The sequence below is a fragment of the Pseudomonas sp. NPDC089530 genome, from assembly GCF_050280705.1.
In the GTDB taxonomy this organism is placed as follows: Bacteria; Pseudomonadota; Gammaproteobacteria; order Pseudomonadales; family Pseudomonadaceae; genus Aquipseudomonas.
Genome location: NZ_JBNNVU010000001.1, coordinates 92,306 through 110,905 on the forward strand (window position 1 = coordinate 92,306; position 18,600 = coordinate 110,905).

Sequence of the window (18,600 nt, forward strand, 5' to 3'; positions counted from 1 at the left end):
TGACTTTAAACCTAAAGTCATTGGGCGGCCAAGCGGCTCAGGTGTATAGGGTGCTCAGCCGTCATGGAACTCATGGGGTAGACGGAGAACGATCCAGACCAGCCAGGTCTGGGACGGACACGATATGGATCATTATGCCGACGACGTCGCGGCCGTGGTCGATCACCTCGGCGTACAAGGCGCAGTCCATGTCGGGCACTCCACCGGCGGCGGCGAGGTCGTTCATTACATAGCTCGGCACGGTGAAGACCGAGTGTCGAAGGCCGCCATTATCAGCGCCGTGCCGCCGCTGATGGTTCAGACCCCGAGCAATCCCGATGGTCTGCCGAAATCAGTTTTCGACGACCTACAGGCACAACTGAAGGCCAACCGCGCACAGTTCTATCATGACGTTCCGGCGGGGCCTTTTTACGGTTACAACCGCCCGGATGCGAAGCCCTCCGAGGGCATCATCTGGAATTGGTGGCGACAAGGCATGATGGGCTGTGCAAAGGCACACTACGACGGGATCGTGGCCTTCTCCCAGACCGACTTCAGCGAAGATTTGAAGCGCATCAAAATCCCCGTCCTGGTGATGCACGGAGATGATGACCAGATCATGCCTTATGAAAATGCCGGGGTTCTATCGGCCAAACTGCTGCAAAACAGTGTGCTGAAAATCTACCCGGGCTTCTCGCACGGAATGCCTACCATCAACGCCGATACGATCAACGCTGATCTGCTCGCGTTCGTGCGGAGCTAAACGATTGGGGCGGGTAAAAGTCCCGCCCTTCCCGCCTTCAAAGCCACTGAGTCGACGCGTTCAGATTCATGAAAGTGGACTCGAAACGGCGATTACTGAGTGGCTGCTTTTGGCCGGAAGCAGGCCTCGTCGAACGTCCGCTTCTGGCTGAGACTGTGTAAAAACGCATCCATCGTGCTTAGATCTGCAACGTTAAATCCGCCATCTTGAATCAGTCACAGGGACGGTAGTGGCTGGATTTATCCCAGTTGTCTTGTGAGGAAAGCAATGGCGGCTCTTCAACGTGCTCCCATTCCAGATACCACTCGTATATTTCGTTGTCAGCCTTGAACTCATGTTTAACAGTCCAGCCAAGCTCCACGAGCTTTTGAGCCCGTTGCGGAGCGTGTGTCTTAGTCATTCTCGGGACTTTCATAGGGGCTTTCATAACCGTCATCGCGCGTATGATTGCTGAGGATTTTAACGCAGGAGTGCAGCGCATGGCTGTTGTGCCAATCCAGCGTATCGGGACTATGGGTGGCCACATGCTTGGGCACGCGGTTGAACAGGTCGGCGATGGCGCTGTTGCTAGAACCGGCCTGCATATGCCTGGAAACACAGTCATGCAGAGCCGCTCACGCGAGACTGTCAGATTCAACGCTGGAAAAACGCCAGATCAATGCCTCTCAGCCTGTGAACCTCTTCCTTCCACCGGGTTGGCATGCGGACCACAGCTCTAGCGGGCCTCCCGTGACCGGATGTTGGAGGCAAACAGCACGATACATCCAGAGGCCTGGCCGCCGTTCAACGCTCAAAGCGTGCGCGTGCGCAACGGAAATCCATACGACTCGAAAAGATCCCAGACGTCCTCGCGATCGAAGAGCCGCCACCCCTGTGTCGTGAAGCGCATCAGGTCCTCTTCGCTGGGAAAGGAGTAGTAGGCCCCTGCCGATGGATCCTGAGGCGCCCCCGTCATGGGCTCGCCGCGCTCCAGGCGTCTGATTGCGTTCATGATGAGGCCCGCGCCTGGTTGATAAAGCGAAAGGATGTGCCACAGCAAGGAGCGCTCCTTTTCGACCGTCACGCGCGCCGTCTCGATGATGCGACCGACATCGATGCCGGGACTGTCTATCCAATGGAGAGTACAGCCGATCTGCGGGTCACCATTGAGCAGCGCCCGGAACGTCGCGAGAACGCCACGATAGTGAGGCAGGAGGCCAGAGTGAAGGTTGAGGACGCCCCGTGATGGAATGGCCAAGGCTTCATTGGACAGGATTTGACCAAAGCGGATTGAGACAAACAGATCCGCTCCCGCCTCCCGCAGCATCTGCAGGCCCGCCGGGTCCCTCAAGCTGGGCAATACCCGCACAGGAACCCCAAAGCGTTGCTGCAGTTCTGCAAAACCGAATCGATGCCCGCTGCTGGCCTGGTCGCTCGATCCGATCGACCCCGGAGCCAAGGCATTGAAGAAGTCCTGCTCGATCAATGCGAGTTGTCCGAGCATGGGGGGTACCTGCCTGCCCGCTCCCACGCTCTCCGAGAGGAATATCCCCACGGTGCTCCCGTGAATCTCGGGCAACAGCAAGTTGAGCGTGAGATTGCTCTCCACGTCTCGGTTCACCAGAAAAGCGATTCGCAACTTCAGACCTCCAACAGGCTGACCTTGAGAGGCAGCGACGGTCAATTCAACCCAAGCGGATCGATCCCATTCCCATTGCTTTTCCACGACGCAAGGACGGAACGCCCGATCTGCTCAACCCATTCCAACACCAGGCCTAGCATAGTTGCTCTTTTGTCGTCGCCACGTCCTGTACTAAAGGCGCTCTACCAGACTGTTCGCAGCGTCCAGGCAGGGTTCGTCAGTGAGCAGCTTGGCACGCCAGCCGGCTATCTCACTTTCATCCACATCCAGGCGTTTAAGCCACTGATCGGCCGACCAGCCGACCAGGCGCAGTTCGCCGTCGTGGGAGCCACCGTGCAACGAGCCCACGGTCTCGTAGCGGATGCCCTTGAGCACATGGTTCAGCAGTACGTAGGGGGCCGGTCTCGGGTCTTCGGCATCACCGCCCAGGTAGGGGTTGGCTCCGGCCTGGATCACCACGCCGGCACCGTAGTCGTAGAAAGCGAAATGGCTGGAGGGCAGTTGGGCGCGCAAAGTGTCCAGCCCCCCAACCAAGTCCAGGCGCGCCTGGTCGAGTACGGTTAGCCAACTGACGGTCTTGATCCTGGTGGGTTTGAACTTCGGGCGGTTAGCCAGCAACCCCGCAGTGCCGACATCCAAGCCAGGCATGCGTGCGGCCATAAAGGCTTCAGTCGGCTGATTATCGTCCCGGTTGGTTATTGAGAGGTTGTAGGCATGGCCAGCATAGCCCTGCTCTGGGTTCAGTCGCCGCGCGAAGTCTCGGAACAGTTGCAAGAATCTCAGTGGCTGCTGTTCCTGGTAGAGAAGTGGTAGGGAGAATTCCAGAACGCTAAGGTCATCCCCTATCTTTGCTTCCCAAGCGGCTTGGCCAAAAATATCGAAATACCAAGCACTCGCATCGTTAGATTGCTTGCCGCTGGTGTAGTAAAAGCTCAGCGGGTAATCCTCATCCATATTGGCCAGCATTTCACGCAATGGCTTTGCATCACGGTACGCTGTCAGCGGCCTGCCCTCTGGCGGTTCCTCACGCCAAAGCCAGGTGAGATAAGGCTCCGCCAGTCGCTTGAACTCGTCGAAGCATTGGCACAGTGCCTCGCGCACCAGAGGGGTATGGGCCTCCTTGAAGTAGAGCGTGCCCCGCAGGCAGAGCGCGGCGCCGATATAGTCCTCGGGGCCGCCCTTCATTAGCAGGTTGCCGGGAATCTCCAGTAGATGAGGCTCTTTGGCCAGCTTCTCAGCCAAATTGAACCCCTGTTCCAGTGGCATCCTGAGCAACACTAAAGACGCTCTACCAGGGTGTTCACAGCACTCAGACAAGGTTCGTCAGTAAGCAGCTTGGCGCGCCAGTCGGCTATCTCACTCTCATCCACATCCAGGCGTTTAAGCCACTGATCGGCCGACCAGCCGACCAGGCGCAGTTCGCCGTCGTGGGAGCCACCGTGCAATGAGCCCACGGTCTCGTAGCGGATGCCCTTGAGCACATGGTTCAGCAGTACGTAGGGGGCCGGTCTCGGGTCTTCGGCATCACCGCCGAGGTAAGGATAGGCTCCGGCCTGGATCACCACGCCGGCGCCGTAGTCGTAAAAAGCGAAATGGCTGGAGGGCAGCTGGGCGCGCAAAGCGTCCAGCCCTCCAACCAAGTCCAGGCGTTCCTGATCGAGTACGGTTAGCCAACTGACGGTCTTGATCCTGGTGGGTTTGAACTTCGGGCGGTTAGCCAGCAACGCCGCCGTGCCGACATCCAGGCCAGGCATGCGCGCAGCCATAAAGGCCTCAGTCGGCTCGTTGTCGTTTCGACTGGTCGGCGATAGGTTGTAGGCGTGACCTGCATAACCCTGCTCCGGAACCAATCGCCGTGCGAAGTTAAGGAACAGACGCAGGAAACTCAGCGGGCTCTGCTCTTGGTACAGCAGCGGGACGGAGAACTCCAGAACACTTAGATCGCGGCCTATTTTTGCCTCCCAGCCCCGCCTGCCAAAAATATCGAAACACCAAGCACTGGCGTCGTTAGATTGCTTGCCATTGGTGTAGCAGAAACTGAGATGGTGGTCTTCGTCCATTGCCCCCATCATCTCGCGCAGCGACTTGGCGTCACCGTAAGTTGCCAGCGGCTTGCCCTCTGGCGGCTCTTCGCGCCAGAGCCAGGTGAGGTGAGGCTCGGCCAAACGCCTGAATTCGTCGAAGCATTGGCACAGTGCCTCGCGCACCAGAGGGGTATGGGCCTCCTTGAAGTAAAGCGTGCCCCGCAGGCAGAGCGCGGCGCCGATATAGTCCTCGGGGCCGCCCTTCATCAGCAGGTTGCCGGGCATTTCCAGCAGATGGGGCTGCTTGGCCAACTCCTCGGCCAGGTTGAATTCCGGCTCCATGAGATTTTCTCCGAATTAATAGGCTGGGATCATTGGTCGAGGGGTACGGCCACGCGTCAGGATAAACATTACGCCACTAGCGATAGCTGCGGCCCACCCCAACTCCTCCACAGGCACCTTGGAATCCTGATTTTCCTGGCTACAGTCGCAGTCAGAGGGTTTCATCTCAACGACCTTCCTCTCATCACCTGCAATCTCTGCATAGGCACTTGCCTGGTCGTTATTACGCCGATCAGGCGGAAACTTCATCTCCACCACCTGCTTGATATTGTCCTGGGTCGGCGGCCTTTTCGGGTCTTTAACGATCACCACATCGGGCCGGCGAATCATACCTCGGCCCGGCTTGAACGGCGGATGCTCCGGGTCTTCCTCCCAGTACTTACTGATCCAACCCGGAATCCAGCCATGCGGGCTATTCCCAGTCTGGCTGTCCAGAATCGGCTGCGGCGGATTCTTGGTCATGTCGTAGCTGACCTCGGGCTTGTAGGGGCTGCGGCCTTGGAGGATCTCGTCCAGTTCGCCCAGGCGCTGGGCGACGCAGGCCTGCTTGAGGCTCTTGCCATCCTGGCTGACGTTGGGCGTGGCGCTGCAATAACAGATCGCCGAGCACAGCACCTGCTTGTCCTGCGGATCGAGCTTGGGTTCCAGAATGCCAACGGGGTTGATCTGGCCTTCCGGGCTCATGCCCCCCTGAGAGAGGCCGGGCTGATCGCTCATGCTTCGCGTCCTTGCGCCAGGTCGATATGGATGGACTCCGATGCAGTGTGATGGACCCACGAGGTCATGCCTTCGGTATCCGTGATGTCGAGCGTGCTCCAACCGCCACTGGACCAGACCCTGACCTTGCGCCCGGCAACGGGTTTGCCCGTTTCCTGGTCAATGAGCTGGAAGCGTCCGGAATAAGGCGCAGTACGGGTGCCCAGCGAGGCGACGGGCGAGACGGTGGCCGGTACGAAGGTATCCCCAATGATCACCGTGCCCGAGCCGCCGATGATCACGTTACCGTGCGCGCCGATGCTGCCCAGGGTGGCGGCGGGTTGGCCGTTGATGAAAACGCTCGATGAAACCCCGGCTACGATCGGGCTGCCACACGCGGATACATCGTCTTTGCGGGCGGCGGACAGGCCGTCGAACATGACGTCGGGAGAACCACTGACGATGGGGTTGCTGCCATGGCCTGGCAGAGGGCAAGTCGTTGGATCGGTGACGCGGGCGGCGGGTTTTCCACTCATTGTGCGGCTCCTTGCCTGAGCATGATGAAGCGTCGAGACACAGGCTGGAGGCCTCAGCGAGAAGCCTTGCTTTCGCCAGAGGTGAATGGCACCTCGAAGCCGGGTTGGAGCAAACCGGGGATACCATCGTCATCCGCGTATTCCCGAATCTGCGCCGAACTTTGCAGGCTGCTGATAATGCTGTCGCCGTTGTCGGTGGCGCTGCCCACTATTGCCATCGGGCGCCCCTGCTGGGTCAGCGCAGCGCCGGCACCGGAGACAATCGTGCTTTCGGTGCCGTCCGGGTAACGTACCCGGTCGCCCACGCAGGCGATGCGATGACCGCTGACTTTTACGCTGGAACTGGCCGTGGCGACTTCGCCCCCCAGACGGGTTCTGGCACCTAGCGTGGCCAGGTCGTAAGTGGCTTTTACAGGGCGTGCCGCGTGCTTCGCCATGAACTCGGCAGCCAGGCGCTGCCCTTCCTCTACGGTGTATTTCACTGTGGGCCTTCCTTAAAGTTGTACCTGTAGCCTAAGAACGGCAGTGAGTCGGCCTGCGCGTCGGGTGAGGTATGCGAGGCGCTGCGCCACGGGTCAGACTTCGTGCGTGAACAGTTTCATTTAGATCGGCTTCCACATTGCCCCCCAAAAGCCCCTTCAGGATGGATGGCAAATCTGTCAGCCGTTGACGGTGGGACGTTACGCGAGATGGCTACAAACAGGCTGTAGGACCGTTCTGAACTGAATACCTCAAAAATCCCTTTGTAGCGTCAGACGCAGAGAGTATGGGAAGCCCAGGTGCCGGCACTTGATGCGCGCAGCCTCCCTCACTGCTCCGGCGGACTCAACCGCCCATCCAACGCAAAGCGCTCCTGCAACACCAGCTCGTACAACCCTGCCGCCAGCAGCGGGTTGACCAGCAGGTTCCAGCTATGGCGCGACACGCAGGAAGGGATCAGGACGAAGGGATGTTGTTCCAGCAGGCTGGCGCCGAAGGCTTGCTGGCTGTGGCTGGGGGTGCCGGGGATCAGCCAGTTGGGGTTGGGGATGTGTTCGGGGCGGACGGTGTGGACTTTCGAGGGGTCCAGCACCCGGGCGGCGGTCAGGGTGTGGGGCAGGCAGTCGAGGGCCTTGAAGCCCTTGTGCACCGCCACTTCCAGAATGGCGGTGGCGGCGTCCAGGCTGGCGTACACCACCTGGAACCCCTTGGGGTTCCAGCGCCCGCCGCTGCCTTCGGCGCCGATGCCGCTGTTCCAGGTGGCGGCGTGCCGGGCCTGGTCGAGGCGCCAGAAGTGCAGCGACGGGGCCAGGGGGTCGGTGAGCATCAGTAGACCCCGAATTCGAGCCGGTGCAGGAAGTCCGTGACCAGTTCATAACCCACCGGGTTGGCCAGCAGGTCGATGGGGACTTCGCCGTCCAGGCCCAGGGCCGGCTGGGTCATCCAGTCTTCGGCCAGCGCCCGGGAGCCGAGCACCGCCTCGGCCCTTTCCAGCACTTGTGCGTAGTGCAAGGCGCGGGCGCTCTGTTCAGGGGTCAGGGACTGTTCCTGGTTCTTCAGCCGCCGCGCCAGGGTGCGCTCGGAAAAACCGACGATCTTCGCCAGCACGTTGTAGCGCTTGAAGGCCTCGACCGACTCCACCAGCTCGATCACCGAGCCAAGGGAGAACCCCGCCTGGGTCGCCCGGAAGACCGCCATCGGGTCATCGGCGTCGGTGCCGGGCAGCAGCCCCCGCACCATGGGCGAAGGCAATGCGTAAACCGCCTGGGCTTCGCGCAGGCGAGCCGCCTTGGCCTTGACGTTGCGGGAATAGTCGGCTGCGGGCTTGGCCTTTTTCAGCGCCGCACCCTTGGCTGGCTCGACCTGGGTCGAAGGCTTTGCGGTCTCGGTTTTTTTCACGGCTGCCGTCATGGTCATCTCCCGGCCTGGTGACACATGACAAGAATACTAATGCCATTTGGCAGAAGAAAAAACAGCAGGCTTACCAACGGTCGTCCGCCCCTCCCGAACGACCGCGTTATCGTTCATCGCGCGCAAGCTGCGCTCCTACAGAAGAAGAACGCGCATGTCCTGTAGGAGCGAGCGGGCGGCGATCCGACTTGCCTGCAATGGCCACGCTGCGGAATATCTGACTCACCGCGCAGGCCGATTTCAGGCCTGCGCCCTTTCCAGTGCCCCAGGGATATCCCCGGTGGCGACCGGGCGGTCGCCCAGCCACAGGCTGTTATCGGCCAGACGGATGCTCAGATGGACCGCCTCACGATCTCCAGGGTACTGGCGCAACAGCAGCTCCACCGCCACCGTCGATTGCGCCATAGACACCAGGTCCCAAGGCCCGCCGCCCAGGTCCAGCAGCACCCGGCCATCGCGCGTATCCACCACCTTGGGCGCATACACCCAGTGGCTCATGCGCCTTTCATGGGGCTCGACGCTGATGACCAGATGTTCGACATATTTCGGCTCCATGAGCGCTCCCCGGCAACCACCCGACGCCCGACGAGCGCACGGGACGGTAGCCGTTCAAGTACCTACTTGGCCGCTGGCTGTTGCAGGAAGTCGGTCAGGAAATACTGGGCATTGCCCTGGTCGGAAAGCTCCTGATCATAGTGCAGGGGCAGTTCCCGGCCTTCGCCCGGCAGGTACAACTCGCCGCTGTTGCCGCGCACGATCAGCGCGACGAAGGGTTTGCCGTCCACCTGGGTGGAATAGCGGGTGTCCTTGCTGGTCTTCTCCACCTGCATTTTCTGGATGCGCTTGTCCCAGTCGTGGTCGATGCCACCGACCTGCACCAGCGCCTGCTGCGCGTTGCGTTCGCCGTAGCGCAAGGTCCAGACCTTGAGCCCCTGCTCGCCGCTGAAAGCCAGTACCCGCTCGCCGACCGGCGGGCGTTCGCCCTCGGTGGCCGCCAGGGCCGAAGTGCTCAGGCACACGCCGAGAATGAGGGCCAACCAATTCCTTGTTCCGAACATCATGTTCTTCCTGTATCGCAATGGTGAGGGGGTCGCCCCGGAGCAATCGGGGCGACGTAGATGATTGCACACTCAGGTTCGGTTACCGGCTGGCACACAGTCTTTTTCTACCTTAAACGCTGCCATGATCTACCTTCCTGGCCCAATCCGGCAGGGTCACTCCATTATCCCGGTAGAACACTTCCAGACGATTTCGTGCCCTCTCCGTCTGACGCAGACCAATCCAGTCAATGGCATTTCCCCCGAAGAATCGAGCCGCAAGACGCTTAAGCCCCATCTGCTTGATGGCCGGGCCAGCTTCCAGCTCGCAGAACAATTCGCTGAATTGGCTGAGGTAGGTGTTGATCTTGCCTTCCGCCAGGGTCATTTCCCAATCGGTGCCGTACATGAAGCGGTTGGCCAGTGCTGCATCGCCCTTGTTCGCAGTCGCCTCATAGAGCTGCTTCAACCTGTCGCGCAATGCCGGCTCATCCGACAGAACCTCGACGAAATACCCCGCATCAGCATAGGCATGCCTACCCACGCCACCGGAAGTCGCTGTCATCAACTCAGTGAAGGCCAACGCTTCCTTCAGGCCGGACTTACCTCCTGCTCCGCCAAAGTGCCCAAAACTCACACGCAAGCGCGGAAATTCGGCCAGTGCTTTCTTCCAGTAACGAGCCCCTGCCAATGCCTCGAAGTCATCGGCGGGGCCATTGGACCGATTGGTGTGGGCCATCACCGGAACCTCATGATCCTGGCACCAGGTAAACAGTTTGCGCATCGCATCGTCCAGGCGCTGTCCGATATCAGGTTGCGACATGAAGGCCGGTAACCAGCAGCGACTCCAGAAGCTACCCTTGATGCCTGCGGACAAACCCGAGTTGCCCAGTGCCGCAAAGCCCATTGGCGGATACAGTTTCACCCCCACGCACCCATGTAACTGAATGGCATCACGCACAAGCCCCAGAGAGTCTTCAGGAGCCTGTCGCAGATCATAGGCAACCTGGCGCAACGGATCGAAAGGGACAAACCCATGTACTCGCCCTCCCGTCAGGATCGAAATACGCTTCATAACCTGGACCTGATCCTTCAATGAAGTGGTCGTTCCATGCCCCTTCGCCAGCCACCAGTCATAATCCACCATGCTGGGCAGCATCAGATCTACCACCCTCTTGCCCGGTTCGTTGTACGTGTGGAGATAGTCGAAAACGCTGACATAACGGTACTGAAAGTTTTGCAGCACAAAAGCGATCATGCCTGTCGCGGCCTTGTCCTCGGAGGACATCGATAGCAGCCGTTGCTCTGTAGCCTTTTGCTGGTACAGGTTCGCACTCTCGGGAAGCTGGTCGATCAGCTCGATGGCCTTGCGCTGGGTTTCTGTCTCAGCGTCATTGCTGAAGCGCTTAAGTTGTACTTTCTGTCTAAGGGCTGAGCGCTCAAGGCCCTGGCGCAGGTTGCTGATCCCTAATCGATAGGCTTCATCCTGCATTCTATTCAACTCGGCACGGGCTGAATCTGTAGAGCAATCAAGCAAGAAGCGGTCGACTTCGGCCAACTTGCCAAGTTCTTTCTGTCCAGTGGGGGCAAAAGTCCAAGACAACGAATGCAGGAGTTCTCCCAACGCCTTAGCGCCAAGCGCCAGTGGCCCATCCTGTCGCACAGCCACCTTTGATAGAAAATCCGATATCTGCAAATCAGTGCCGTTGAAAACATGGCAGTGGGCGTCAACGGTCAAAGGACCGTCCGGGAAACTGATTGCGGGCGATCCAGGGCAAAGGGGGCGTAGCGGACGTGGAGAAAGTGTTGAACAACCGGCCAGGGAACCGGCGCATAACAGTGAGTAGATCAAGGCTTGCCGACGAGTCAGATGGATGTCCATATCATGTTTCCCGGCTGATTGAAGAGATGGCTCCACTAGGGTGTAGCTCTTAGCCATCACTCCTGCAAACTACCTTTCAACGGGCGCTATGACTGGGCACAAAAGCACAATCGACAGATACATCTTGAAGCGTGTTTTACCAACCTCGTGCCCTCTTCGTAGATTCGCTACTATGTCCGCCAGTTTCCCACCCTTGTGCCCAGCCGGCCCGGAGCCTCAATGCCCAACCCCAAGGACAGCGCCAGCGAGAACGCCGCGCCGATGATTCCCGAGCAGCGTCGCGAGCTGATCCTGCGCCAGTTGCGCAAGCATCAGGTGTTGAGCGTGCATCAGCTGATGGAAATGTTCGACTGCTCGCACATGACGGTGCGGCGCGATATCGCGCTGTTGGAGCAGGAAGGCCGAGCCTATTCGGTGACCGGCGGGGTGCGTATCGCCAGCCAGCTGCACAGCGAGCCGAGCCATCAGTCCAAGGCGGTGGTCGAGCTGCCGCAGAAGCAGGCCATGGCCCGCCTGGCGGCGCGCCTGCTGCATGCGGACATGACGGTGTACCTGGACGCCGGCACCAGCACCCTGGAGATCGTGCCCTATATCAAGGCGCTGTCGGGCATGACGGTGGTGACCAACGACTTCGGGATCGTCCAGGCGCTGATGGAAGCGCCGCAGGTGACGGTGATCCACACCGGCGGCCAGCTCGACCACGACAACCATTCCTGCGTCGGCGGGCTGGCGGTGGCGACCCTGCGCCAGGTGGTGACCGATATCGCGTTCATGTCCACCAGTTCCTGGGACCTGCGCCGGGGCATCACCACGCCGTCGGCGCTCAAGGTCGAGGTCAAGCAGGTGGCGATGCAGTCGGCGTCCCAGGTGGTGCTGGTGGCCAGCAGCTCGAAGTACGGCACCTTCAGCATGTACCGCATCGCCGGGCTGGAGCAGTTCGACGTAATCATCAGCGACGACGACCTGGCCCAGGCCGCCGCGGACGGGATTCGCAAGCACGGGGTGGAATTGCTGCTGCCGTCCGACCCGCCGGCCAAGGCCGCCAAGGACTGACAAGCCGCCGAGCGCGTCTCAGCGGTGCGCTTTTCTGAACCACAGCACGCAGGCGATATCCCGCAGGTCCTCGCTCAGGCCGTCGAGGGTGACCCGGGTGCTGCGGCGAATCCGCCGCAGCCACTCCACCACCGCGCACAGGGTGGCGAAGAAGAACAGCAGCACCAACAGTTGCCGCAGGCCAAACCCCTGGTCCAGCCCCTGGGCCCGGAAGTGATTCCACAGCCAGAGCCCGCAGGCGGCGCTCAACACCACCAGCAGCACACTGGCGATATTGATCCACTGCCCGAGGACAGTAGTGCGCCGGGCGCGACGGTACTCGCGCTCGATGCGTTCCAGGGTCACGGTGGGGATTTCTTCCCAATGCAGATCACGCGGGCGACAGGCCGCATCGGCCAGGCCCGACTGCTCCACGAAAACCGAATTGTCCATGCTCCCCTGCTCCTTTGATGGCACCAGTGATGGCCCTGGCGACGGGGGGCAATGTACCCGCAGCTGCGGAGCGCGGGCCGAGCGCGTCAGAAATCTTCAGATTCCTGCAGCATGGCGAATCGGGAGCGGCGCACCGAGCAGCGCCGCTGTCCTGCCCGCCCCTTAGAAGGCCTTCCAGTCCCGCAGCCATTGCAGGCCGGCCGAGGTATTGCCCCGCGGCCGGTACTCGCAACCGACCCAGCCGTCGTAGCCCAGCTGGTCCATCAGCGCGAACAGATAGGGATAGTTCAGCTCCCCCAGGTCTGGCTCGTGACGGTCCGGCACGCCGGCGATCTGGATATGGCCGATGCCGGCGAAGTCGCGGCGCAGCTTGGTCGCCAGGTCGCCCTCGACGATCTGGCAGTGGTAGCAGTCGAACTGCACCTTGAGGTTGCTCGCGCCGACCTCCTTGCAGATCGCCTGGGCCTGGTCCTGGCGATTGAGGAAGAAGCCCGGCATGTCGCGGGTATTGATCGGCTCCAGCAACACGGTGACGCCGACCTTGGCCGCGGCGGCAGTGGCGTAGGCCAGGTTCTCCAGGTACACACCGTGATGGCGCGCACGCAGGCTTTCCGAGGGCAGCAGGCCGGCCATCACATGGACCCGCGAGTTGCCCAGCACCGCGGCGTACTCCAGGGCGCGGTCGAAACCTTCGCGGAACTCCACCTCGCGCCCCGGCAGGGTCACGGTGCCCCGCTCCCCCGCCGCCCAGTCGCCGGGCGGTGCGTTGAACAGCGCCTGGACCAGGCCGTTGTCGTCCAGGCGTTGCTTGAGCTCCTGGGCGCTGTAGTCATAGGGGAACAGGTATTCCACCGCTTCGAAACCATCGGCCGCCGCAGCGGCGAAGCGATCCAGAAACGGATGTTCCGGGTAGAGCATGCTTAAGTTGGCAGCAAAACGAGGCATGGTGGCTCCAGGAAAAAAGGCTCAGACAAAAGGCCAGATCAGCAAGGTAATACAGAAGCCCAGGGTTCCGAGCAAGGTGGTGATGACGGTCCAGGTGCGCAGGCCGTCGCCGACGTTGAGCCCGGCGAGCTTGGTGAAGATCCAGTAGCCGGCGTCGTTGATATGGGACATGGCGAGCCCGCCACCGCCCATGGCCAGGCACAGCAGCGCCATATGGTTGGGGGTCAGGTTCAGGGTCGCGATCAGCGGGCTGATGATACCCGCGGTGGTCACCAGGGCCACGGTGGTCGAGCCCTGCACCGCCCGCAGCAGCATGGTCAGCAAAAAGCCCAGGGCCAGCACCGGCAAGCCGGTGGTGCGCAACAGGTCGGAGACCACCGCGCCGATCCCGGTGTCCACCAGCACCTTGCCGAACACCCCGCCGGCGCCAGCGATCAGGATCACCATGGCCACACCCGGCAAGGCCGAGCCGATCACATCCGACACCTGGCTGCGGCTCCAGCCGCGGCGCGAACCCAGCAGCCAGGCACAGAGCAAGGTATCGATCAGCAGCGCCACCAACGGCGCGCCGAGCACGGTCAGCACCCCGCGCAGGGCCGATTCGGCCGGCAGCAGCGAAGTGGCCAGGGTGCCCAGCAGGATCAGCACGATCGGCAGCAGGATCAGGCCGACGATCAGGCCGAAACCCGGCGCGGGGGCCGCTGGCAGCTTGGCGACGATGGCGCTGGTGGATTCTTCCAGGCCCATGTGCGACGCCGCCACCTGCGCCTGTTGCAGGTTCTGGCAATGGCCGTTGCCGTTGGTCCAGGCCTGCAGGTCGTCGTTGGTCACATGCGGGCCATAGACTTCGGCGCGGATATCGTCGGTCATCGGGTAGAAGCGCCGGGTCATGCGCCCGGCCACGCGGTAGCCGACGTAGCACAGCAAGGCGGTGAGCGGCAGGCCGAACATCAGCACCCGGCCCAGGTCGGCGCCCAGTTGGCTGGCCGCGGCCACGGCGCCCGGATGGGGCGGCAGGAAGGCATGCACGGTGAGCAGCGCGGCGCACATCGGCAAGGCGAACACCAGTAGCGGCTTGCGTGCCCGGCGGGCCACGCCGTAGGCCAGGGGCATGAGGATGATCACCCCGACCTCGAAGAACACCGGCACGCCAATGATGAAGCCGGCGATGGTCAGCGCCAGCGGCGTGCGGCGGTTGCCGAAGCGTTCGATCAGGGTCTTGGCCAGGGCCTCGGCGCCGCCGGACAACTCGATGATCCGCCCGATCATCGCACCGAGGGCGATGATGATCGCGATATGGCCCAGGGTCTTGCCCATGCCGCCTTCGATGGTCGCCACCAGATCGGCCGGTTTCACCCCGGCCACCAGCGCCACCAGGATGCTCACCAGCATCAGCGCGACGAAGGGCTGGAACTTGTACTTGAGCACCAGGAACAACAGCAGCGCGATGCCCGCGCCGGCCGTCAACATCAGGATCAGCGGGCTCATTGCGCGGTTCCTCCGCTAGAGAACGAAGGAGCGGTATCGGTGAAGCCAAAACAGCTGCAGTCAGGGAACGTCATGCTGGGATGTCCTGTTGTTATTGTTTTTTCGGGCAAGCCGGGGCCGTCGAGAGCCCTGCCGGGGCTCCCGGGTCACCACTTGCGGTGTCGGTTAGATCGGTGCGCTACCAGTGCGCGCCGAAGCTCTCGCGCAGCTCATCCAGGGCTGCCTGATCCAGCGGCGCCGGCTTGGGATGGCTCATCAGCCAGAGGCGCGCGGTTTCTTCCAGTTCTTCCAGGGCGTAGCTGGCCTTGGCCACCGAGCTTTCCCAGACCACCGGCCCCAGGCGCTCGAGCATCACCCCGCGCACGCTGTTGGCCAGTTGCGCCACCTGCTCGGCGACCTTGGGCGAACCCGGACGCTGGTAGCCGATCAGGGGAATGTGCCCGACCTTCATCACCTGGTAGGGCGTCAGCGGCGGCAGGATGTCGTCCGCCCGCCATACCCCGGCCAGGGTCAGCGCCACCAGATGGGTGGAATGGGTGTGCACCACCCCGCCTACCGTCGGGTTGCGGTCGTAGACCTGGCGATGCAGGGCCAGGGTCTTGGACGGCTTGGCGCCGGACACCCACTCCCCCGCCAGGTTGACCTTGGCGATGGTGGCCGGGTCGAGGCGGCCGAGGCAGACGTCGGTCGGAGTGATCAGCCAGCCGTCGTCGAGGCGCGCGCTGATATTGCCGGCGCTGCCCACGGTGTAGCCGCGCTGGTAGAGGCTGCGACCGACGTCGCAGATCTCTTCGCGCAAGGCCTTTTCCTGATCCGTCGCGGCGCTCATCGGGCACCTCCGGCGAGCTGTCCGAGGGCCTTGGCGAAAAAGTCGCGGCCGCCGAAATTGCCGGACTTCAGCGCCAGGGCCAGGGGCTCGGCGCCGCTGCTGACCGTGGCCGGCACGCCCGGGTCGATCTGCGCGCCGATCTGCAACAGGTCGACCCCCAGCGCCTTGACCACCGCGCCGGAGGTTTCGCCGCCGGCGATCACGAAGCGCCGCACCCCGCTCTGGCGCAGGCCCTGGGCGATCTCGCCGAGGGCGTTCTCCACCAGGCTGCCGGCGCGCTCGACGCCGAGCTGTTGCTGCACCGCCTTGACCTCGGCCGGGGTGCTGGTGGCGTAGATCAATACGGTTTCGGCGCTGTCGCGGGCAAAGGCCAGGGCCCGGGCCACCACCGGCTCGCCCGCGGCCAGGGCCAGCGGGTCGATGCGCAGGGCCGGACGGTCGGCCTCGAGCCAGGCCGCGACCTGGCCGATGGTCGCCACCGAGGCGCTGCCGGCCAGCACCACTTCGCCGCCTGCCACCGTCGGCAGTGACGCCACGTCGAAGTCACGCAGCTTACCGGCGCGGCGGAAGTTGCCCGGCAGGCCCAGGGCCAGGCCAGAGCCGCCGGTGAGCAGCGACAGGTCGGCGCAGGCCTCGCCCAGGGTGTACAGATCCTGGTCGGACAGCGCGTCGGCGATGGCCATGCCGACCCCCTGCTGACGCAGTTCGGCGATCTTCGCCCGCACCGCCTCCGCGCCGGCGGCGATGCTGTCGTAACGCAGCAGGCCGACTTTCAGCGGGGTCTGGGCCTGCAGCACGCGCACCAGGTTGGCGTCGGTCATCGGCGTCAGCGGGTGATGCTGCATGCTCGATTCGCTGAGCAGTTGGTCCTGGACGAACAGGTGACCGCGAAAAATGGTCCGGCCGTTCTCCGGGAACGCCGGGCAGGCCAGGGTGAAATCGCTGCCCAGGGCCTTGAGCAAGGCCTCGCTGACCTGGCCGATATTGCCGGCGGCGGTGGAATCGAAGGTCGAGCAGTACTTGAAGAAGATCTGCTCGCAGCCCTGCTCGCGCAGCCAGTCCAGTGCCGCGAGGGATTCCTCTACAGCGTCCTTGGCCGGCACGGTGCGCGACTTGAGGGCGATGACGATGGCGTCGGCATCCAGCCCGGCCGCCACTTCGCGGCTCGGGATACCGATGCTTTGCACCGTGCGCATGCCGCCGCGCACCAGCATGTTGGCCAGGTCGGTGGCGCCGGTGAAGTCGTCGGCGATGCAGCCCAGCAGCGGGCGTGCAGTGGAATTAGTCATGCAGCGTTCCTCAAACGGACTCGGGCTTGGCGGTCGGCAGGTCGATGCCCGGGAAAATCTTGATCACCGCCGAGTCGTCCTCGCGGCCGAAGCCGGCGCTGGAAGCCTGCATGAACATCTGGTGCGCGGTGGCCGACAGCGGCAGTGGGAACTTGCTGGCGCGGGCGGTATCCAGCACCAGGCCCAGGTCCTTGACGAAAATGTCCACCGCCGACAGTGGCCTGTAGTCGGCCTTGAGGATGTGCGGCACGCGGTTCTCGAACATCCAGGAGTTGCCGGCGCTGTGGGTGATCACTTCGTACAGGGCGTCGGCGTCCACCCCTTCGCGCAGGCCCAGGGCCATGGCTTCGGCGGACGCGGCGATGTGCACCCCGGCCAGCAACTGGTTGATGATCTTGACCTTGGAACCCAGGCCATGGGCGTCGCCCAGGCGATAGACCTTGCCCGCCATGCCGGCGAGGATCGCTTCGGCCTTGGCGTAGGCCGCGGCCGGGCCGGAAGTCATCATGGTCATTTCGCCGGCGGCGGCCTTGGCCGCACCGCCGGAGATCGGTGCATCGAGGTACAGCAGGCCCTGCTCGGCCAGGCGCTCGCCCAGCTCCACGGCGTAGGTCGGGGCCACGGTGGCGCAGCCGATCACCAGGCTGCCGGAAGGCAACGCCGCCGCGGCGCCGTCGCCGCCGAACAGCACGGTTTCGGTCTGCTCGGCGTTGACCACTACGGTGATGATCACATCGCAAGCCTCGGCCATCCGCGCCGGCGACGCGCAGGCCACCCCGCCTTCGCTGGCGAACTGCTGGGTGACCGCTTCGCGCACGTCACAGGCATGCACATTGAAACCGGCGCGCAACAGCGAGCGGGCAATGCCCAGGCCCATCGCGCCCAGACCGACGACACCGACGTTCTTGTTATTCATGGGGTACTCCAGGGGAAGACAGCGGCTGCGCCACGCCGACAAGGCGCAGGCGGCGGGCCGCGGGGTGAATGGCAGCGCAGGCGGCGGGGGCGACAAGGTCGCCTGGCAGATGAGTCGAAAGCGGTTCGAGCATCGGGGCCATCCTGTGATCTGTTGTTATCGGCTTGTCCTACAGGTTGTGGCCGATCATCCACCAATGATCGGATTATGTGAAGTATTTTTTCAATCTAACATTTCTTAACATAGCAAGCCTGAGCGGCGGATATCCGAAAACAGCGCTACAGCCCGCGCCGAATCAAACGGACGAGCGGCAGTGTGCTGACTGCGGGAAACTGATCTATATCAATGAGGCGCCTTCGACGGCGGCCAATGCTGTGAATTGCAACATGGCGATCAGCGGTACTGCCCTTCATCGCCCACCCATTGACGGTGGGCCCGGGGCAGCGCTGTATGGTCAATCCGCAATGCTTGGAGAAGGACATTCAACATGGCAAAGATCAACGTATTGGCTGGTGATTTTCTACAGGGGAATGGTGAGTACCGTCAGGGAGTCTTCCGGTTGGCCACTGCGACCAACCCTTCTCCGGGGGTCGAGGTCAAAGCCTCGGCGTTCAAACGTCTGGAAATCGCGACACAGGACAGCATCACCAACAGGGACGCCATTGGCTACGGCATCGCCGGGGCCATGCTGCTGGGCCCGGTGGGCGCCATTGCGGGCTACCTGATAGCCGGCAAGGAAACCGAGGTGACCTTCATCGCCACCTTCAAGGACGGCCGCAAACTGCTGGCCGCGACCGATAGCGAAACCTATCGGGATATCGAAAAACGCCTGACAGCCTAAGGTTCGTTTCCTGCCCATGTTCGACTCTGCGAGACAT

Annotated in this window: 19 protein-coding genes and 2 pseudogenes; 3 read left to right on the top strand and 18 right to left on the bottom strand. The window is 62.5% G+C overall.

Annotation, left to right across the window (positions count from 1 at the left end; all coding sequences use genetic code 11):
• Positions 1–97 precede the first annotated feature (97 nt).
• Positions 98–742 (top strand): annotated as a pseudogene (locus tag ACQKQA_RS00445) (alpha/beta fold hydrolase); the annotation flags it as partial.
• 473 nt (positions 743–1,215) lie between these two features.
• On the opposite strand, the pseudogene ACQKQA_RS00450 reads toward ACQKQA_RS00445, so the two are convergent.
• The 12 genes and pseudogenes from ACQKQA_RS00450 to ACQKQA_RS00505 all read right to left on the bottom strand — a co-directional run.
• Positions 1,216–1,305 (bottom strand): annotated as a pseudogene (locus ACQKQA_RS00450) (dihydrofolate reductase family protein); the annotation flags it as partial.
• 227 nt (positions 1,306–1,532) lie between these two features.
• On the bottom strand, positions 1,533–2,225 hold the full coding sequence (locus ACQKQA_RS00455) for a formyl transferase (protein ID WP_427552366.1): 693 nt from the start codon (positions 2,223–2,225) through the stop codon (positions 1,533–1,535).
• A gap of 309 nt (positions 2,226–2,534) precedes the next feature.
• The gene (locus ACQKQA_RS00460; protein WP_427552542.1) at positions 2,535–3,623 is read right to left on the bottom strand and encodes a DUF3396 domain-containing protein; all 1,089 of its coding nucleotides are present in this window, start codon (positions 3,621–3,623) and stop codon (positions 2,535–2,537) included.
• Between the two features lie 17 nt (positions 3,624–3,640).
• Positions 3,641–4,729 carry a DUF3396 domain-containing protein gene (locus ACQKQA_RS00465; RefSeq protein WP_427552367.1) on the bottom strand — a complete coding sequence of 363 codons (1,089 nt, stop codon included), beginning with the start codon at positions 4,727–4,729 and terminating at the stop codon, positions 3,641–3,643.
• Between the two features lie 15 nt (positions 4,730–4,744).
• Positions 4,745–5,446, bottom strand: a complete 702-nt coding sequence (locus tag ACQKQA_RS00470; protein WP_427552368.1) for a VRR-NUC domain-containing protein — start codon at positions 5,444–5,446, stop codon at positions 4,745–4,747.
• Positions 5,443–5,961, bottom strand: coding sequence for a PAAR domain-containing protein (locus ACQKQA_RS00475; protein ID WP_427552370.1), 519 nt, complete (start codon positions 5,959–5,961; stop codon positions 5,443–5,445). Before ACQKQA_RS00475 ends, ACQKQA_RS00470 begins: the two co-directional genes overlap by 4 nt.
• A gap of 53 nt (positions 5,962–6,014) precedes the next feature.
• Positions 6,015–6,443, bottom strand: coding sequence for a PAAR domain-containing protein (locus ACQKQA_RS00480; RefSeq protein WP_427552371.1), 429 nt, complete (start codon positions 6,441–6,443; stop codon positions 6,015–6,017).
• 326 nt (positions 6,444–6,769) lie between these two features.
• Complete coding sequence (locus ACQKQA_RS00485; protein ID WP_427552372.1) at positions 6,770–7,267, bottom strand: RES family NAD+ phosphorylase; 498 nt, start codon at positions 7,265–7,267, stop codon at positions 6,770–6,772.
• Positions 7,267–7,851 carry a type II RES/Xre toxin-antitoxin system antitoxin gene (gene parS, locus ACQKQA_RS00490; protein ID WP_427552373.1) on the bottom strand — a complete coding sequence of 195 codons (585 nt, stop codon included), beginning with the start codon at positions 7,849–7,851 and terminating at the stop codon, positions 7,267–7,269. The genes ACQKQA_RS00485 and parS overlap by 1 nt, the downstream gene beginning before the upstream one ends.
• Before the next feature lie 240 nt (positions 7,852–8,091).
• Positions 8,092–8,406 carry a hypothetical protein gene (locus ACQKQA_RS00495; RefSeq protein ID WP_427552374.1) on the bottom strand — a complete coding sequence of 105 codons (315 nt, stop codon included), beginning with the start codon at positions 8,404–8,406 and terminating at the stop codon, positions 8,092–8,094.
• Between the two features lie 62 nt (positions 8,407–8,468).
• Positions 8,469–8,909, bottom strand: coding sequence for a hypothetical protein (locus tag ACQKQA_RS00500; RefSeq protein WP_427552375.1), 441 nt, complete (start codon positions 8,907–8,909; stop codon positions 8,469–8,471).
• A 112-nt stretch (positions 8,910–9,021) separates the two neighbouring features.
• The gene (locus tag ACQKQA_RS00505) at positions 9,022–10,770 is read right to left on the bottom strand and encodes an amidohydrolase family protein (protein ID WP_427552376.1); all 1,749 of its coding nucleotides are present in this window, start codon (positions 10,768–10,770) and stop codon (positions 9,022–9,024) included.
• A 219-nt stretch (positions 10,771–10,989) separates the two neighbouring features.
• On the opposite strand from ACQKQA_RS00505, the gene ACQKQA_RS00510 reads away from it, so the two are divergent.
• Positions 10,990–11,823 carry a DeoR/GlpR family DNA-binding transcription regulator gene (locus ACQKQA_RS00510; RefSeq protein ID WP_427552377.1) on the top strand — a complete coding sequence of 278 codons (834 nt, stop codon included), beginning with the start codon at positions 10,990–10,992 and terminating at the stop codon, positions 11,821–11,823.
• An 18-nt stretch (positions 11,824–11,841) separates the two neighbouring features.
• Here the strand turns inward: ACQKQA_RS00510 and ACQKQA_RS00515 are convergent, their stop codons facing one another.
• The 6 genes from ACQKQA_RS00515 to ltnD all read right to left on the bottom strand — a co-directional run bounded on the left by ACQKQA_RS00515 (position 11,842) and on the right by ltnD (position 17,764).
• Entirely contained in the window at positions 11,842–12,255 is a 414-nt protein-coding gene (locus ACQKQA_RS00515; RefSeq protein ID WP_427552378.1) for a hypothetical protein, read from the bottom strand.
• 162 nt (positions 12,256–12,417) lie between these two features.
• The gene (gene otnI, locus ACQKQA_RS00520) at positions 12,418–13,200 is read right to left on the bottom strand and encodes a 2-oxo-tetronate isomerase (protein ID WP_427552379.1); all 783 of its coding nucleotides are present in this window, start codon (positions 13,198–13,200) and stop codon (positions 12,418–12,420) included.
• A gap of 21 nt (positions 13,201–13,221) precedes the next feature.
• A complete protein-coding gene (locus ACQKQA_RS00525) occupies positions 13,222–14,688 on the bottom strand; it encodes an SLC13 family permease (protein WP_427552380.1) in 1,467 nt (488 codons plus the stop codon).
• A 178-nt stretch (positions 14,689–14,866) separates the two neighbouring features.
• Complete coding sequence (locus ACQKQA_RS00530) at positions 14,867–15,517, bottom strand: aldolase (RefSeq protein WP_427552381.1); 651 nt, start codon at positions 15,515–15,517, stop codon at positions 14,867–14,869.
• The gene (otnK, locus tag ACQKQA_RS00535) at positions 15,514–16,806 is read right to left on the bottom strand and encodes a 3-oxo-tetronate kinase (RefSeq protein ID WP_427552382.1); all 1,293 of its coding nucleotides are present in this window, start codon (positions 16,804–16,806) and stop codon (positions 15,514–15,516) included. The genes ACQKQA_RS00530 and otnK overlap by 4 nt, the downstream gene beginning before the upstream one ends.
• A gap of 10 nt (positions 16,807–16,816) precedes the next feature.
• Positions 16,817–17,764 (bottom strand): L-threonate dehydrogenase, encoded by a 948-nt coding sequence (gene ltnD / locus ACQKQA_RS00540; protein WP_427552545.1) that lies wholly within the window; start codon positions 17,762–17,764, stop codon positions 16,817–16,819.
• 445 nt (positions 17,765–18,209) lie between these two features.
• Here ltnD and ACQKQA_RS00545 point away from each other — a divergent pair, with 445 nt between their 5' ends.
• Positions 18,210–18,563 (top strand): hypothetical protein, encoded by a 354-nt coding sequence (locus ACQKQA_RS00545; RefSeq protein WP_427552383.1) that lies wholly within the window; start codon positions 18,210–18,212, stop codon positions 18,561–18,563.
• Positions 18,564–18,600 lie beyond the last annotated feature (37 nt).

Excerpts from the sequence above, each read along its gene's own strand:
- ACQKQA_RS00510 (WP_427552377.1), top strand. The coding sequence starts at position 10,990 with ATGCCCAACCCCAAGGACAGCGCCAGCGAGAACGCCGCGCCGATGATT.
- ACQKQA_RS00525 (WP_427552380.1), bottom strand. The coding sequence starts at position 14,688 with ATGAGCCCGCTGATCCTGATGTTGACGGCCGGCGCGGGCATCGCGCTG.
- ACQKQA_RS00475 (WP_427552370.1), bottom strand. The coding sequence starts at position 5,961 with ATGAGTGGAAAACCCGCCGCCCGCGTCACCGATCCAACGACTTGCCCT.
- ACQKQA_RS00500 (WP_427552375.1), bottom strand. The coding sequence starts at position 8,909 with ATGTTCGGAACAAGGAATTGGTTGGCCCTCATTCTCGGCGTGTGCCTG.
- ACQKQA_RS00485 (WP_427552372.1), bottom strand. The coding sequence starts at position 7,267 with ATGCTCACCGACCCCCTGGCCCCGTCGCTGCACTTCTGGCGCCTCGAC.
- otnK (WP_427552382.1), bottom strand. The coding sequence starts at position 16,806 with ATGACTAATTCCACTGCACGCCCGCTGCTGGGCTGCATCGCCGACGAC.
- ACQKQA_RS00465 (WP_427552367.1), bottom strand. The coding sequence starts at position 4,729 with ATGGAGCCGGAATTCAACCTGGCCGAGGAGTTGGCCAAGCAGCCCCAT.
- ACQKQA_RS00470 (WP_427552368.1), bottom strand. The coding sequence starts at position 5,446 with ATGAGCGATCAGCCCGGCCTCTCTCAGGGGGGCATGAGCCCGGAAGGC.
- ACQKQA_RS00505 (WP_427552376.1), bottom strand. The coding sequence starts at position 10,770 with ATGGACATCCATCTGACTCGTCGGCAAGCCTTGATCTACTCACTGTTA.
- ACQKQA_RS00495 (WP_427552374.1), bottom strand. The coding sequence starts at position 8,406 with ATGGAGCCGAAATATGTCGAACATCTGGTCATCAGCGTCGAGCCCCAT.
- ACQKQA_RS00515 (WP_427552378.1), bottom strand. The coding sequence starts at position 12,255 with ATGGACAATTCGGTTTTCGTGGAGCAGTCGGGCCTGGCCGATGCGGCC.
- otnI (WP_427552379.1), bottom strand. The coding sequence starts at position 13,200 with ATGCCTCGTTTTGCTGCCAACTTAAGCATGCTCTACCCGGAACATCCG.
- ACQKQA_RS00545 (WP_427552383.1), top strand. The coding sequence starts at position 18,210 with ATGGCAAAGATCAACGTATTGGCTGGTGATTTTCTACAGGGGAATGGT.
- ACQKQA_RS00530 (WP_427552381.1), bottom strand. The coding sequence starts at position 15,517 with ATGAGCGCCGCGACGGATCAGGAAAAGGCCTTGCGCGAAGAGATCTGC.
- parS (WP_427552373.1), bottom strand. The coding sequence starts at position 7,851 with ATGACGGCAGCCGTGAAAAAAACCGAGACCGCAAAGCCTTCGACCCAG.
- ACQKQA_RS00455 (WP_427552366.1), bottom strand. The coding sequence starts at position 2,225 with ATGCTCGGACAACTCGCATTGATCGAGCAGGACTTCTTCAATGCCTTG.